Below are 15060 nucleotides of genomic sequence, written 5' to 3'. Positions count from 1 at the left end.
CACATGGGCCCGCGTCTGTCAAAGGCTTTTGGCCCCATTGCGGCCATTGTCAAGGTGCCTATTCTGAATACGGCTTGCAAGAGCGAGAAATGCCCCAGCTTCCCGGTTTTCCCCCCGTCGATATCACGCTGCGTCGGTCTGCCCGCAGCACCCGGTTTTCGCTGCGCGTCTCGCGGCTTGACGGGCGGGTGACGCTGTCGATGCCGCTGCGCGCCCGCGAGACCGAGGCGCTGCGCTTTGCCGCCGAACAGGAAGGCTGGATCCGGCAGACACTGGCGCAGATGCCGGGGCGGCAGGTGGTGGGGCTGGGCGACGCGATTCCCGTGGAGGGGCAGTTGCGCCGTCTGGTGCAGGGTAGCGGGCGGTCGGTGCGGCTGGAGGATGATTCGCTATTGGTGTCGGGTGATCCGGCGCAGGCGGGGGTGCGCGTGGGGGCCTTCCTGAAGGTGATGGCGCGCGACCGGCTGGCCGCGGCCTGTGATCGCCACGCGGCCCGTGTGGGGCGGCCCTATGCCCGTCTGACGCTGCGCGACACCCGGTCGCGCTGGGGGTCATGCGCGCATGATGGGGCGCTCATGTTTTCGTGGCGGCTCATCATGGCCCCGCCTTCCGTGCTGGATTATGTCGCCGCGCATGAGGTGGCACATCTGGTGGAGATGAACCATTCTCCGGCGTTCTGGGCGGTGGTGGAGCGGTTGTTTCCCCGCTGGCAGGTGCAGCGCAACTGGCTGCACAGTGAAGGGCAGGTGCTGCATGGCTATGTCTTTGGCCCCCAGAGCGATGCGACGGATTGACCGCGACGCAAAAGCGGTGCTTGGCTGGCAATCATGCCGATCACGCCCCGCCTGACCGATCCGAACGCTGCTGCGCATGAGCGCCTGTATCGCAGCCTGCGCCAGCAGGTGATGCATGGCGAAGTGACGCCGGGCATGCCGCTGACATTGCGCGGGCTGGCCAAGGAATATGGCGTGTCGATGACCCCGGCGCGCGAGGCGATCCGCCGACTGGTGGCCGAGGGGGCGCTGACCATTTCCAGTTCGGGCCGCGTGTCCACGCCCGAGTTGACGCCCGAGCGGATCGAGGAACTGGCCGCCATCCGCGCGCTGCTGGAACCGGAGATGGCGGCGCGCGCGCTGCCGCGCGCCCATTTCGCGCTGATCGACAGGCTGGCGGCGATCAATGCGCTGAATGCCGAGGCGGTGCAGCGGCAGGATGCGGTGGCCTATGTGCGCACGAATCTGGAGTTTCACCGCACGCTCTATCTGCGCGCACAGGCCCCCGCGATGCTGGCGATCTGCGAGACGGTCTGGCTGCAACTGGGGCCGACGATGCGCGCGCTCTACTCTCGGTTGCGCCGGAAAGAGCCACCACAATATCACCGGTTGATCCTTGCAGCGCTGCGGGCGGGTGACGAGCCGGGATTGCGTCTGGCGGTGCGCACCGATGTGACACAGGGGCTGCGCCATCTGGCGGGATAGGCCGAAAACCTGTTGTGAATTCGAAAGGATTTGCCGCTATTGGTGCCGAACTCGAAACAACTGGGCCGCATGACCGCGCATCCTTTCTCCTTCCTGCTTCCCGGCGCGCGGATTGATCGCCGCACGACGGCCTTGGGCGTTTACGGGGCTGACGGGGCGCTTTTGCCCGATTGCAGCATCCGCACCTCTTCCTGGACGACACAGCCGCCCGAGCGCGCGGCGCCGCAGGTCGATGCGCCGCTGATCTTCGGTCCGGCGTTGTTCGCAGGGTCGGTTGACAAGCAATTTGGGTTTGTCCTGCTCAACGCGCTCGGGCGGCTCTGGGCGCTGGAAGGTTTGCCCGAACAGACGCTGATCGTCTATGCCGCCAAGCCGCAGGCGCGTGCGCCTGATTACCGGGTGGTGCCGGCGGTGCTGCGCGGGCTGGGGCTGCGCAATCCGGTCATGGTGACGGAAGGGGCCTTGCGCTTCGAGCAGTTGCACTGCGCCGAGGAACGCTTTGGCGAATGTCACGGCGGCACCGCCTTGCCGGGTTTTTATGACTGGCTGGATCGGCGCTGGACGCCGAGCGGCGCGCCCGACCCCGAACAAAAGGTCTACGTCAGCCGCAGCGGGCTTGGTCCCGCTGCGGGGCGCTTTGCCTGCGAAGACCATCTGGAGACCTTGCTGGAGGCCGAAGGCTACCGGATTTACCGGCCCGAGGCGCATGACATCGCCCATCAGGTGCGGACCTTTCAGGGCGCGGGCAAACTGATTTTTGCGGAAGGCTCGGCGGTGCATCTGTTCGCGCTGTTGCGCCAGCCCGGCCAGATATCGGCAGTGATCCATCGGCGCGAGCGTCTGCCCGATGTGATGCTGGCACAGATGGCAGACCGACCGGGCGCGCCCACCCGCGCCATCAATGCCGTGCGGGCCCTGTGGTGGCCGCCGCAGCGCGGAGAGCATCTGGGTCTGTCGGTGCTGGACTTCGCGGCGCTGGGTGAGGAACTGGCAGCGCTTGGCCTGATTTCGGGGCAGGGCTGGCACCCCCCGACCGAGGCGCAACTCGCCGCCTCGCTGGCGGCGGGCCTTGCGCCCGGAGAGCGGCTGATGACGCCGGACGAGCGGTCGGACTGGTTAAAGACACAGCGCGAAGCGCGGCGAAAGGGTTAGGGCATGTTCAAACAGGCCAAGGGACAGAAATACAGCGCATTCCTGACGGGGCTGCACCGCGCGGTGCTGTTCGACTGGTCGCTGGAAGTCGGCTATCGCAGCGCACGCAGTTTCGCCGATGCGCGCGGCAAGACCATTGTGGTCGATCCTGCCTTTCGGGCTGAAGGCAATATCATGGGGCCAAAGCCCGCGCTGCATGTGTTCCGGCAGAGCAGCGATGACTTCTTCGCCGGTGACTTTCTCAAGGCGCTGAAGGTCAAGCTGTCCTTCAGCTTTCTGGACGGGGTGCATCTGTTCGAGACCTTGCTGCGCGACTTCATGGCGGTTGAAAAGGCCAGTGACCCCAAGGGCGTGATCGCGCTGCATGATTGCTGCCCGTTCAGCCATGAGATGACGACGCGCGATCTGGCAGCCATTCCGAAGCATGCGTGGACGGGGGATGTGTGGAAGCTGATCCCGATCCTGATGGAGTATCGGCCCGATCTGCGGCTGACTGTGCTGGACGCCGCGCCGACGGGGCTGGTGCTGGTGAGCGGGCTGGACCCGAAATCGAAGGTGCTCGACAAGAAATACAGCGAAATCCTCGAGCTTTACGGCGATATGTCGCTGGAGGAGTTCGGGCTCGAGGCGTTCAACGCCCTGTTCGATTACGAGGATACGGCAGCCTTCATGGCGACGGGCTATCCGCTTTTCGCCGAGCTCGGGCTGGCCGAACCCGCGCCTGCGATGCCGGAAGCCGCGACGCCCTGAGCCATTTTCAGGACCAATGCAAGACGGGGGGCAATGGCCCCCCGTCTTGATGCTTTCCGGCACCCGTCTCAGGCGTGGATGGCGCCGTCGCCGCAGGCAAGCGCCGCTTCGCGCACCGCTTCGGAATAGGTCGGATGTGCGTGGCAGGTCAGCGCCAGATCTTGCGCCGATGCGCCGAATTCCATCGCGACGCAAACCTCGTGGATCAGATCGCCCGCAGCCGGACCGATGATATGCGCGCCGAGGATGCGGTCGGTCTCCTTGTCGGCAAGGATCTTGACGAAACCTTCGGCCTGGAACACCGCCTTGGCGCGCGCATTACCCATGAAGCTGAACTTGCCGACCTTGTAGGCACGGCCCTGTTCCTTGAGCTGCTCTTCGGTCGCGCCGACCGAGGCCACTTCCGGCGTGGTGTAGACGACGCCGGGGATCACACCATAGTTCACATGGCCATGCTTTCCGGCCATGATCTCGGCCAGCGCCATGCCTTCATCCTCGGCCTTGTGGGCCAGCATCGGGCCGACGATCGCGTCGCCGATCGCATAGATCCCCTTGACCGAGGTGGCGAAATGCCCGTCCGTCTTGATCTGCCCGCGCGGCAGCATCTCCACCCCCAGAGCCTCCAGCCCGAGCCCTGCGGTATAGGGTTTGCGCCCTGTGGCCACGAGCACGACATCGGCCGCGATCTCATGGGCGGAGTCGTCCTTGCGCAGCTTGTAGCTGACCTTGGCCCCCGTGCCTGTCACCTCGGCCCCCTGCACGGCTGCGCCCAGCACGAACTTGATGCCCTGTTTCGACAGGATCTTCTGGAAGGCCTTGGCCACCTCGGCATCCATGCCGGGGGTGATGGCGTCAAGATATTCGACCACGGTCACCTCGGCCCCCAGACGTGCATAGACCGAGCCCATTTCCAGCCCGATCACGCCCGCGCCGATCACCACGAGGGATTTGGGGATGCTGCCAAGCGCCAGCGCCCCGGTGGAGGTGACGATGGTCTTTTCGTCGACCGTCACGCCCGGCAGGGACGAAGGTTCGGAGCCGGTGGCGATGACGATATGCTTGGCGCTGTGGATGTCGTCGCCGACCTTGACCTGACCGGGGGCGGGGATGCTGGCCCAGCCCTTGAGCCAGGTGACCTTGTTCTTCTTGAACAGGAACTCGATGCCCTTGGTGTTGCCTGCGATCACATCGTCCTTGTAGGCCAGCATCTTGGCCCAGTCGACGGTGGGATGCGCGCCCATCAGGCCCATCTTCTCGAAGTTCTCGTGCACTTCGTGCAGCTGGTGGGTGGCGTTCAGCAGCGCCTTGGACGGGATGCAGCCCACGTTGAGGCAGGTGCCGCCCAGGGTGCCGCGCCCTTCAACCACGGCGACCTTGAGCCCCAGTTGCGCCGCGCGGATCGCACAGACATAGCCGCCCGGGCCAGCGCCGATGATGATGGTGTCAAACTCTGCCATGGTCGTCTCCTTTGGCGGGCCGGGGAACCGGGGGCGCTTCGCCCCCCGGGCCCCCCGAGGATATTTGTGAACAGATGAAGGCGGTCAGATCAAGGCGGCCACGATCATCGTCAGGGTTGCGAAAAAGCCGATGGCCCAGATGGCGGAACGCCACGGGCGCAGGCCATAGGCATAGGCGGGAACATAGAGGATGCGGGCGGCGAGGTAGACCCAGGCCGCCGTCTGCGTCACGCCGGTGGATTGCTGGCCGAGGGTGACCACGACCACGGCGAGGGTGAAGAGGATCAGCCCTTCGAAATGGTTGTTCAGCGCGCGTTGCAGGCGCGCCGTGCGGATGGACATCTGCCGGGATGGCGGCCTGTCCCGCGCCGAGGAGGTGTAGCCGGTGCCGAGTTCCCTGTTCGCGGGCACGGCGAAAACGACAAACTGCACGGCTTGCAAGAGGCCAGCGAGGGCGAGGGCGGTGAGTTCGGGAGTCATCGGGCGCCTTGGTTGGGGCGGCAGCGGGGCCGCCCGGCGGATGGGAGGGGGCGGGGTTTCCCCCGCCCCGCCGGATCACAGATCCATCAGCAGGCGGCGGGGATCTTCCAGCGCCTCTTTCACGCGAACAAGGAACGTCACCGCCCCCTTGCCGTCGACGATGCGGTGGTCGTAGGACAGCGCGAGATACATCATCGGGCGGATGACGATCTGGCCGTTCACCACCACGGGGCGGTCCTGGATCTTGTGCATGCCGAGGATGCCCGATTGCGGCGGGTTCAGGATGGGCGAGGACATAAGCGAGCCATAGACGCCGCCGTTGGAGATGGTGAAGGAGCCGCCCTGCATCTCGGCCATCGACAGCTTGCCGTCGCGGGCGCGCAGGCCGAGTTCGGCGATCTTCTTCTCGATGGCGGCAAAGCCCATCTGGTCGGCGTCGCGCACAACGGGAACGACGAGGCCCGAGGGCGTGCCGACAGCCACGCCCATGTGGACGTAATGCTTGTAGATGATGTCGCCGCCGTCGATCTCGGCATTGACCTCGGGCACTTCTTTCAGCGCATGTGTGCAGGCCTTCACGAAGAAGGACATGAAGCCAAGCTTGACGCCGTGCTTTTTCTCGAAGGCGTCCTTGTATTCATTGCGCAGGGCCATGATGCCGGACATGTCCACCTCGTTATAGGTGGTCAGCATCGCGGCCGTGTTCTGCGCATCTTTCAGGCGGCGGGCGATTGTGGCGCGCAGGCGGGTCATCTTGACCCGCTCTTCGCGGCTGGCGTCATCGGCGCTGACCGGACCGCGCGGCACCGAAACCGGCGCGGGGGCGGCCGAGGCGGCGGCCGGCGCGCTTGCAGCCTTGGCCACGTCTTCCTTCATCACGCGGCCGTCCTTGCCCGAACCCTGCACTTGGTCGCGGGACAGGCCTGCTTCGGCCATCGCCTTCTTGGCGGAAGGCGCATCCTCGACATCCTTGCGCGGGGCGGGGGTTTCCGGCCCTGCGCCGGGAGAGTTCACGGCAGCGGCCTCTTTGGCCTTGGTTTCCGGCTTGGCTGGAGGGGCGGCGGCCCCTTCCGAGATGATGCCCAGCCGCGCGTTGGCGGCGACGGTTTCGCCCTCTTGCACCAGAATCTCGGCCAGCACGCCCGAGGCCGGTGCCGGAACTTCGACCGACACCTTGTCGGTTTCAAGCTCGCACAGCATCTCGTCCTGTTTCACCACATCGCCGACCTTTTTGAACCAGGTCGAAACGGTGGCCTCGGAAACCGATTCACCAAGGGCGGGAACCATTACGTCAGTCATCTTCGTCTTCCTCCACGCCGCTCGGGCGTTCTTGACAGGGGCGGGCGGGGCCTTGTGGCGGCCCCGCGGCGGTCAGAATGTTGCGATCAGAAGGTCAGCGCTTCGGAGACCAGCGTCTCCTGTTCGACCTTGTGGCGGCTGGCAAGGCCGGTGGCGGGCGAGGCCGAGGCAGGGCGGCCGACAAAACGCGGGCGGGTCTGCGTCGCGCCGATCTTGGTCAGGACCCATTCGATATTCGGCTCGACAAAGGTCCAGTAGCCCTGGTTCTTCGGCTCTTCCTGACACCAGATGATCTCGGCACCCTTGAACCGTTCCAGTTCCTTGCTCATCGACTGAACCGGGAAGGGATAGAACTGTTCAAGGCGCAGCAGATAGATGTCATCGGCGCCGCGCTTGTCGCGCTCGGCCAGCAGGTCGTAATAGACCTTGCCCGAACACAGCACCACCCGCTTGATTTCGGCATCGGGCTTCAGCACCAGTTCGGAATGGCCCTTTTGCGCATCGTCCCACAGGACGCGGTGGAAGGACGAGCCGGTGGTGAAATCGGCGGCATCGCTGATGCACATCGGGTGACGCAGCAGCGATTTCGGCGTCATCAGGATCAGCGGCTTGCGGAAAGAGCGGTGGATCTGGCGACGCAGGATGTGGAAATAGTTGGCCGGCGTCGAGACGTTGGCCACGATCCAGTTGTCATTTGCCGACATCTGCAGGAACCGCTCGGGACGCGCCGAGGAATGTTCGGGCCCCTGACCTTCATAGCCATGCGGCAGCAGGCAGACGAGGCCCGACATGCGCAACCACTTGGATTCGCCCGAGTTGATGAACTGGTCGAACATGATCTGCGCGCCGTTGGCGAAATCGCCGAACTGGGCTTCCCACAGCGTCAGCGCATTGGGTTCGGACAGCGAATAGCCATATTCGAACCCGAGCACCGCATATTCCGAGAGCATCGAGTCGATCACCTCATACCGCGCCTGACCCGCGCGGATGTGGTTGAGCGGGTAGTAACGCTCTTCCGTGGTCTGGTCGACCAGACCGGAATGGCGATGGCTGAAGGTGCCACGGGTGCAATCCTGACCGGCCAGACGCACGGGCACGCCTTCGGTGACAAGGCTGCCAAAGGCGAGCGCCTCGGCGGTTGCCCAGTCAAAACCCTTGCCTTCGGCAAACATCTTGGCCTTGTTGTCCAGCAGGCGGCCAACCGTCTTGTGCAGGTCGAACGCCTCGGGTGCGCGAGACAGGGCGGCCCCGATCTCGGCCATCGTCTCGGGTTTGATCGCGGTTTCGCCCGCCTGATATTCGTCGCGCTCACGCTCCAGCCCGGACCAGCGGCCGTCGAGCCAGTCGGCCTTGTTGGGCTTGAACGCCTTGCCGGCCTCGAACTCCTCGTTCAGGCGCGACTGGAACGCGGCCTTCATATCCTCGATCTCGCCCTCGGGGATCAGCCCGTCCTTGACCAGACGCTCGGTGTAAAGCTGAAGCGTGGTCTTGTGCTTCTTGATCTCGGTATACATCGCCGGGTTGGTGAACATCGGCTCGTCGCCTTCGTTGTGACCGAAGCGGCGGTAGCAGAAGATATCCAGCACCACGTCCTTGTGGAACTTCTGGCGGAATTCGATGGCCACCTTGGCGGCATGCACCACAGCCTCGGGGTCATCGCCGTTGACGTGGAAGATCGGTGCCTCGACCATCAGCGCGATGTCAGTGGGGTAGGGGCTGGACCGCGAGAAGGACGGCGCGGTGGTAAAGCCGATCTGGTTGTTCACGACGATATGGATCGTGCCGCCGGTGCGGTGGCCTTTCAGCCCCGACAGGCCGAAACATTCCGCCACCACGCCCTGACCGGCAAAGGCCGCATCGCCGTGCAGCAGCACGGGAAGCACCATGGTGCGGTCGGTGTCGTGCAACTGGTCCTGCTTGGCGCGGACCTTGCCCAGAACGACGGGGTTCACCGCCTCGAGGTGGCTGGGGTTGGCGGTGAGCGACAGGTGGACCTTGTTGCCGTCAAATTCGCGGTCGCTGGAGGCACCGAGGTGGTATTTCACGTCGCCCGATCCGTCGACGTCTTCCGGCTTGAAGGACCCGCCCTGGAATTCGTGGAAGATCGCGCGGTAGGGCTTGCCCATCACATTGGCCAGAACCGACAGGCGGCCGCGGTGCGGCATGCCGACCACCACTTCCTTGAGGCCAAGCTGACCGCCGCGCTTGATGATCGCTTCCATTGCGGGGATCAGCGCCTCGCCGCCATCAAGGCCGAAGCGCTTGGTGCCCATGTATTTGACATGCAGGAACTTTTCGAAGCCCTCGGCCTCGACCAGCTTGTTCAGGATGGCGCGGCGGCCTTCGCGGGTGAACTGGATTTCCTTGCCGTAGCCCTCGATCCGCTCTTTCAGCCAGCTGGCCTGCTCGGGATCGGAGATGTGCATGTATTGCAGCGCGAAGGTGCCGCAATAGGTGCGCTTGACGATATCCATGATCTGCCGCATCGACGCGACTTGCAGGCCGAGCACATTGTCGATGAAGATAGGGCGATCCATGTCGGCTTCGGTGAAGCCGTAGGAGCGCGGGTCGAGTTCCGGATGCGGGGTCTGGTCGCGCATTTTCAGCGGATCGACATCCGCGATCAGATGGCCGCGGATACGGTAGGCGCGAATGATCATCAGGGCGCGGATGCTGTCGAGCACGGCGCGCTGCACCTGCGCGTCAGACAGCGAGACGCCTTTTTCTTCGGCCTTGGCCGCGATCTTGGCGGCGGCGGCACGGCCTTCCTTTGCCGGAGCTGCGGGCCATTCGCCGGTCAGGGCGCCCGTCAGATCATCGACGGGCTGCGGCGGCCAGTCGGCGCGGGCCCAGCTTGGGCCTTGCGCGGCGCGCTTGGCATCGACTTCGCTTTCGCCAAGCTCACGGAAAAACGCAGCCCATTGCGCATCGACCGACGCGGGGTCTGCGGCATAGCGGGCCTGCAACTGGTCAATGTAGTCGGCATTTGCCCCGTCAAGGAACGCGCCGGCGCGAAACTGGCTGTTGGGGGATTGCTCGGTCATGGGGTAACCTCGTCTGGGTTGGGACCGTGTCGGTTTGCAGGGCGGTCGGTCGGGACATGTGACATCCCGGTTATATGGCCTGTCGGTTGGGAAGACGTTGACAAGACCGTGGGGCGGCGGGAAACGCGCAAAGCGGTGCCGGGGAAGCGCGGGCTTCCGCTAACACCGTTGCAAATGGTCTTTCTCAGTCCCATTCCGGGGCGTATTCCTGTGTTTGGGGTTGCAGGCTGGCCCGCAACCCCGGTCTGTGCGTTACTTGCCAAGCGCCTTCATCACGGCCTCGCCCAGCGTGGCAGGGCTGTCCGCAACGATGATACCGGCGCTGCGCATGGCTTCGATCTTCGACTCCGCATCGCCCTTGCCGCCGGCCACGATGGCACCGGCATGGCCCATGCGGCGGCCCGGAGGAGCGGTGCGCCCTGCGATGAAGCCTGCGGTCGGCTTCCAGCGTCCGCGCTTCTTCTCATCGGCGAGGAACTGTGCGGCCTCCTCCTCGGCCGAACCCCCGATTTCGCCGATCATGATGATCGACTGGGTTTCCGGATCGGCGAGGAACATTTCCAGCACATCGAGGTGCTCGGTGCCCTTGATCGGGTCGCCGCCGATGCCCACGGCGGTGGACTGGCCAAGGCCCAGATCGGTGGTCTGCTTGACGGCCTCATAGGTCAGCGTGCCCGAACGCGACACGACGCCGACAGAGCCGCGACGGTGGATGTGGCCCGGCATGATGCCGATCTTGCAGGCATCTGGGGTGATGACGCCGGGGCAGTTCGGCCCGATCAGGCGCGATTTGCTGCCTTCCAGCGCGCGCTTGACCTTCATCATGTCCAGCACCGGAATGCCTTCGGTGATGCAGACGATCAGTTCCATCTCGGCGTCAATCGCCTCGAGGATCGAGTCGGCAGCGAAGGGCGGCGGCACATAGATGACCGAGGCATTGGCGCCGGTCACATGGCGCGCCTCATGCACCGAGTTGAATACGGGCAGGTCGAGGTGGGTGCTGCCGCCTTTGCCGGGGGTCACGCCGCCGACCATCTTGGTGCCATAGGCAATGGCCTGTTCCGAGTGGAACGTGCCCTGACTGCCGGTAAAGCCCTGGCAGATCACTTTGGTGTTTTCGTTTACGAGAACGGCCATCGGGGCCTCCTGAAGAAATTGTGAAATCTGAGCCGCGCGCGGCCTCTGGATCATCTGCCGCCAAGGCGGCGGTTACCTGTAATCGCCGATCCCATGATCGGGGCAGGAAATGGCAATCTGGCCCGTCGGCACCGTGCCCGCCCGCGCCCAATCCGACTGCTCCTGACAGACAGGGGCGTGGTTGGTGTGGGTGTCCGGCGTGAGGACCGAAGTGGCGCAAGCGCCAAGGGTCATCAGGCCGACAAGTCCGCAGACGGGCAGGATGCGCATGGGGTTAGCCTTTCACTGCTTTGACAATCTTCTGTGCCGCATCCGAAAGGTTGTCGGCAGCAATCACATTGAGGCCGGAATTGCGGATGATGTCCTTGCCGAGTTCCACGTTGGTGCCTTCAAGGCGGACCACCAGCGGCACCTTCAGGCCCACATCCTTGACTGCTGCGATCACGCCTTCGGCGATGATGTCGCAGCGCATGATGCCGCCGAAGATGTTGACGAGGATGCCTTTGACGTTCGGATCAGAGGTGATGATCTTGAACGCCTCGGTCACCTTCTCCTTGGTCGCGCCGCCGCCCACGTCGAGGAAGTTCGCGGGTTCCGCGCCATAGAGCTTGATGATGTCCATCGTGGCCATCGCAAGGCCCGCGCCGTTCACCATGCAGCCGATTTCACCATCGAGCGCGATGTAGTTCAGGTCGAACTTCGAAGCGGCCAGTTCCTTCGGGTCTTCTTCCGACTCGTCGCGCAGCGCCATGATGTCGGCGTGGCGATAGAGCGCATTCGAATCGAAGCCCATCTTGGCGTCGAGGCACTTCAGGTTGCCGTCGGTCATCACCACCAGCGGGTTGATCTCCAGCATCTCCATGTCCTTCTCGACGAACAGGCGATACAGGTTCTTGACCAGAGCCACGCACTGCTTGACCTGATTGCCGGTCAGCCCCAGCTCGAAGGCGACGCGGCGGCCGTGGAAATCGGACAGGCCCGAAGCCGGATCGACGGTGAAGGACAGGATCTTTTCGGGGGTGTCATGCGCGACATCTTCAATCGACATGCCGCCTTCGGTCGATACGACGAAAGAGATGCGGCTGCTGGCGCGGTCGATCAGCATGGCGAGATAAAGCTCGCGCTCGATGTCCGAACCATCCTCGATATAGATGCGGTTGACCTGCTTGCCCGCTTCGCCCGTCTGCACGGTCACGAGGGTGCGGCCCAGCATCTGGCGGGCGAATTCTGCGGCCTCTTCCACCGAACGGGCCAGACGCACGCCGCCCTTTTCACCGGCTTCGGCCTCTTTGAACGTACCCTTCCCGCGCCCACCGGCGTGGATCTGCGCCTTGACCACCCACAGCGGGCCGTCCATCTCGCCGGCAGCGGTCTTTGCCTCTTCGGCTCTCAGCACCACGCGCCCGTCGGAAACGGGAACCCCGTAGGCCCGCAGGAGTGCCTTGGCCTGATATTCGTGGATGTTCATGAACAGCGTCCTCTGGGTCGTGAATTTGCGTGCCTCTTGCCATGAATATGGGCACTCACCAAACAGGTTCGTAGCTGTTAGCGCTAAATGAGCGGAAATTCCGGCATTTGTGATCACACGATTGAGGGGTGTGATCACAGATTCAAATGCTGTGATCACTGCGGCGCGGTTTGCGGCCAGACAGTCTGCATGCCACGGCATGCTGCGGTGATTCGCCGCGATTCAGGGCCGGGGCAGGGCTGCCACCAGCGCCTGACCGCGCGGCAGCAGGGCGGTCTGAAGCTCGGCCTGCCATCCCGTCCGGGCGCAGCAGGCCAGAACGGCGTCGGGATCGAAATGATAGGGCGGACGGTCGGGATGCGTCACCACGCCATCGGGTTGCCGCAAGGGGCCGGCGGCGGGATCCGGTGACAGGAATACGGTGAAGAACAGCCGCTTGAGCCGAGGCAGGCGTGGCCCCATCCGGTCCAGCGCCCCGGCAAGCGTATCAAAGGGCAGATGGGTGAAAACGCCGAAGGCGATGGCGAAATCCATCGTTTCCGGCAGACCGGGCAGTTCAAAACTGCTGTCCTCGATCAGGTGCTCGGGCGGCAAGCGTTCGGGGTCGGGCAGTTCGACCGCGCGGCCCCGAAGCATCAGCGCGCGGCTGGCATCTGTGGCCCAGTAATGGCCGCGGTCCAGATAGGGAACCGCCTTGCACCCGAGCCGCAAACTGCCGGCCCCGATGTCGAGCAGGTGGTGATGCGGCTCCATTCCGGCGTCGCGCAGGATCTGCATCTGGACCCGTCCGGTTTCATCCCAGCGCCCGCCCACGATATCCCTGTGCCGCCCCCGCGCCAGCGCGGTGTCGTAAAAGCCGGGCACGAGGTAGGGGGAAACCGGGTGGGCCACCGGGGCGCTCATCCAGCCTTGCGGCTGTCTTCGCCGGGCTGGGCCGCCTCTTGCACGAGGGCAAGGCAGAGTTCCGTGGCCTGTGCCATGTCCTGCACCGAGATCCATTCGAGCGGGCCGTGGATGTTCTGCATGCCGGTGAACAGGTTGGGGCAGGGCACGCCCATTTCTGTCAGCCGCGAGCCATCGGTGCCGCCGCGGATCGGGACGGACACAGGGGTGACGCCAATCCGCGCGCAGGCGGTGCGGGCGAGGTCGACCGGGGTCATGTCATTCTCCAGCCAGTAGCGCATGTTGCGGTATTGGGGGGTGATGGTGCAGGTGATCTTGGCGCGCGGCTCGCCCGCCTGCACGGCGGCGCAGACCTGTTGCAGGATCTCGCCCTTTTGCGCCAGCCCCTCGCGTTCGAAATCGCGCAGGATGAAATGCAGCTTCATCTCGGCCGACCCGCCCGTCATGTCGGTGGCGTGGATGAACCCCTCGCGGCCAGAGGTGGTTTCGGGCGACATGGTCGACTGGGGGAGGGCCGCGATGATCTTGGAGGCAAGGGTGATCGCGTTGACCATTTGTCCTGTGGCGGCGCCGGGGTGGATCGAGACGCCGGTGACGGTCACCACCGCGCCGTCGGCGGAGAAGCTTTCAAACTCCACCTCTCCGACCGCGCCGCCGTCGAAGGTATAGGCGAAGTCGGCGGCCAGGTCGGCAGGGAGGCGCTTGTCGACGCCGCGGCCGATTTCCTCGTCGGGAGTGAAGGCGATGCGGATGGGGCCGTGGGGGATGGAGGGGTTCTCCAAGAGGTGGCGGGCCGCGGTCATGATGATGGCGACGCCGGCCTTGTCATCGGCGCCGAGCAGGGTGGTGCCGCTGGCGGTGATGATCGTGTGGCCCTGCTTGGTGGCGAGGTAGGGGAATTCGGACGGGGAGAGGACGAGGCCGGGGGCGTCGGGAAAGGTGATCTCGCCCCCGTTGTAGCCGTGGATCACGCGGGGCTTGACCCCCGAGGCGTTGAACTGGGGGGCGGTGTCGACGTGGGCGAGGAAGCCGATGGTGGGGCCGGGGGCGGTGCCGGGGATCGTGGCGAGGACGGTCCCGTAGTCGGTCACCTGCACCTCGGCCGCGCCGATCCGGGTCAGCTCGTCGGCCAGCAGGCGCAGGATGTCCCACTGGATCGGGGTGGAGGGGGCGCTGGGGGAGGCGGCGTCGCTCTGGCTGTCGAGGGCGGCGTAGCGGGTCAGGCGGGTTTCCAGCTCGGCGTCGAAAGGGGGCATCTTGGTCCTCGCTATGGCTGGGGGAAGTTGGCAAGAGAGCGGCGGGGAAGTCAAGGGCCGCGGCTGTGTCTGCTGTGTTACACGACGTGTAGTCTAATGTAATCAACAGGTTGAGGCCGGATTTTAGGGGGTTGTTAACTTTTGCCGCTCTGGTGTCCGGGCGTGCTGTCCGGAAGGGTGGCGCGCGGCTGATTGCAGGAATACCGGCCTGCGGCGGGGAGCAGTTCGGGCGGCAGGCGCCGCATTGATGCCTTGGCGGGCGCGGATGGTTCGCAAAGAGGGAAGGGCGAAGGGGCTGCGGAAGGCGTGGCGGGGCGGGGCCGGTATCAGGCCGCTTGGGGCGCGGGTTGATGCCGAGCGCCGAGGGGCGTGGGGCAGGGACGCCGCGCGGAGGTCGGGCGCTGCGCAAGGCGTGTCGGGGCGGGGCCGGTATCGGGCCGCTCGGGGCGCGGGTTGATGCCGAGCGCCGAGGGGCGCGGGGCAGGGGCGCCGCGCGGAGGTCGGGCGCTGCGCAAGGCGTGTGGGGGCGGGGCCGGTATCAGGCCGCTTGGGGCGCGGGTTGATGCCGAGCGCCGAGGGGCGTGGGGCAGGGACGCCGCGCGGAGGTCGGGGCGCTGCGGAAGGCGTGGCGGGGCG

Annotated in this window: 12 protein-coding genes and 1 pseudogene; 4 read left to right on the top strand and 9 right to left on the bottom strand. The window is 65.2% G+C overall.

Annotated features, from left to right (window positions below):
- Positions 1 to 89: 89 nt before the first annotated feature.
- From G3572_RS14810 to G3572_RS14795, 4 genes are read left to right on the top strand one after another with little or no spacing between them, the layout of a single operon-like run.
- Positions 90 to 794, top strand: coding sequence for a M48 family metallopeptidase (locus tag G3572_RS14810; protein ID WP_164613272.1), 705 nt, complete (start codon positions 90 to 92; stop codon positions 792 to 794).
- A 33-nt stretch (positions 795 to 827) separates the two neighbouring features.
- The gene (locus G3572_RS14805; protein WP_164613270.1) at positions 828 to 1478 is read left to right on the top strand and encodes a GntR family transcriptional regulator; all 651 of its coding nucleotides are present in this window, start codon (positions 828 to 830) and stop codon (positions 1476 to 1478) included.
- A 42-nt stretch (positions 1479 to 1520) separates the two neighbouring features.
- The gene (locus tag G3572_RS14800) at positions 1521 to 2630 is read left to right on the top strand and encodes a glycosyltransferase 61 family protein (RefSeq protein ID WP_164613268.1); all 1110 of its coding nucleotides are present in this window, start codon (positions 1521 to 1523) and stop codon (positions 2628 to 2630) included.
- A gap of 3 nt (positions 2631 to 2633) precedes the next feature.
- A complete protein-coding gene (locus G3572_RS14795; protein ID WP_164613266.1) occupies positions 2634 to 3380 on the top strand; it encodes a class I SAM-dependent methyltransferase in 747 nt (248 codons plus the stop codon).
- Between the two features lie 68 nt (positions 3381 to 3448).
- Here G3572_RS14795 and lpdA read toward each other — a convergent pair whose 3' ends face one another.
- The 9 genes and pseudogenes from lpdA to pepT all read right to left on the bottom strand — a co-directional run bounded on the left by lpdA (position 3449) and on the right by pepT (position 14424).
- A complete protein-coding gene (gene lpdA, locus G3572_RS14790; RefSeq protein WP_164613264.1) occupies positions 3449 to 4837 on the bottom strand; it encodes a dihydrolipoyl dehydrogenase in 1389 nt (462 codons plus the stop codon).
- An 84-nt stretch (positions 4838 to 4921) separates the two neighbouring features.
- Positions 4922 to 5317 carry an MAPEG family protein gene (locus G3572_RS14785; RefSeq protein ID WP_164613262.1) on the bottom strand — a complete coding sequence of 132 codons (396 nt, stop codon included), beginning with the start codon at positions 5315 to 5317 and terminating at the stop codon, positions 4922 to 4924.
- Positions 5318 to 5392: 75 nt separating this feature from the next.
- Positions 5393 to 6661 (bottom strand): annotated as a pseudogene (gene odhB, locus G3572_RS14780) (2-oxoglutarate dehydrogenase complex dihydrolipoyllysine-residue succinyltransferase); the annotation flags it as partial.
- A gap of 41 nt (positions 6662 to 6702) precedes the next feature.
- Positions 6703 to 9660 (bottom strand): 2-oxoglutarate dehydrogenase E1 component, encoded by a 2958-nt coding sequence (locus G3572_RS14775; RefSeq protein ID WP_164613260.1) that lies wholly within the window; start codon positions 9658 to 9660, stop codon positions 6703 to 6705.
- Positions 9661 to 9912: 252 nt separating this feature from the next.
- A complete protein-coding gene (gene sucD / locus G3572_RS14770; RefSeq protein WP_100198244.1) occupies positions 9913 to 10797 on the bottom strand; it encodes a succinate--CoA ligase subunit alpha in 885 nt (294 codons plus the stop codon).
- 72 nt (positions 10798 to 10869) lie between these two features.
- Complete coding sequence (locus G3572_RS14765) at positions 10870 to 11067, bottom strand: hypothetical protein (protein ID WP_164613258.1); 198 nt, start codon at positions 11065 to 11067, stop codon at positions 10870 to 10872.
- A 4-nt stretch (positions 11068 to 11071) separates the two neighbouring features.
- A complete protein-coding gene (sucC, locus tag G3572_RS14760) occupies positions 11072 to 12265 on the bottom strand; it encodes an ADP-forming succinate--CoA ligase subunit beta (protein WP_164613256.1) in 1194 nt (397 codons plus the stop codon).
- 222 nt (positions 12266 to 12487) lie between these two features.
- Positions 12488 to 13156 carry a class I SAM-dependent methyltransferase gene (locus G3572_RS14755; RefSeq protein WP_354004048.1) on the bottom strand — a complete coding sequence of 223 codons (669 nt, stop codon included), beginning with the start codon at positions 13154 to 13156 and terminating at the stop codon, positions 12488 to 12490.
- Between the two features lie 8 nt (positions 13157 to 13164).
- Positions 13165 to 14424, bottom strand: a complete 1260-nt coding sequence (pepT, locus tag G3572_RS14750) for a peptidase T (protein WP_164613252.1) — start codon at positions 14422 to 14424, stop codon at positions 13165 to 13167.
- Between the last annotated feature and the right edge of the window lie 636 nt (positions 14425 to 15060).

Origin of the sequence: Pseudotabrizicola algicola, assembly GCF_010915705.1 — a bacterium.
In the GTDB taxonomy this organism is placed as follows: domain Bacteria; phylum Pseudomonadota; class Alphaproteobacteria; order Rhodobacterales; family Rhodobacteraceae; genus Pseudotabrizicola; species Pseudotabrizicola algicola.
This window is presented reverse-complemented; position numbering and strand designations above follow the sequence as displayed.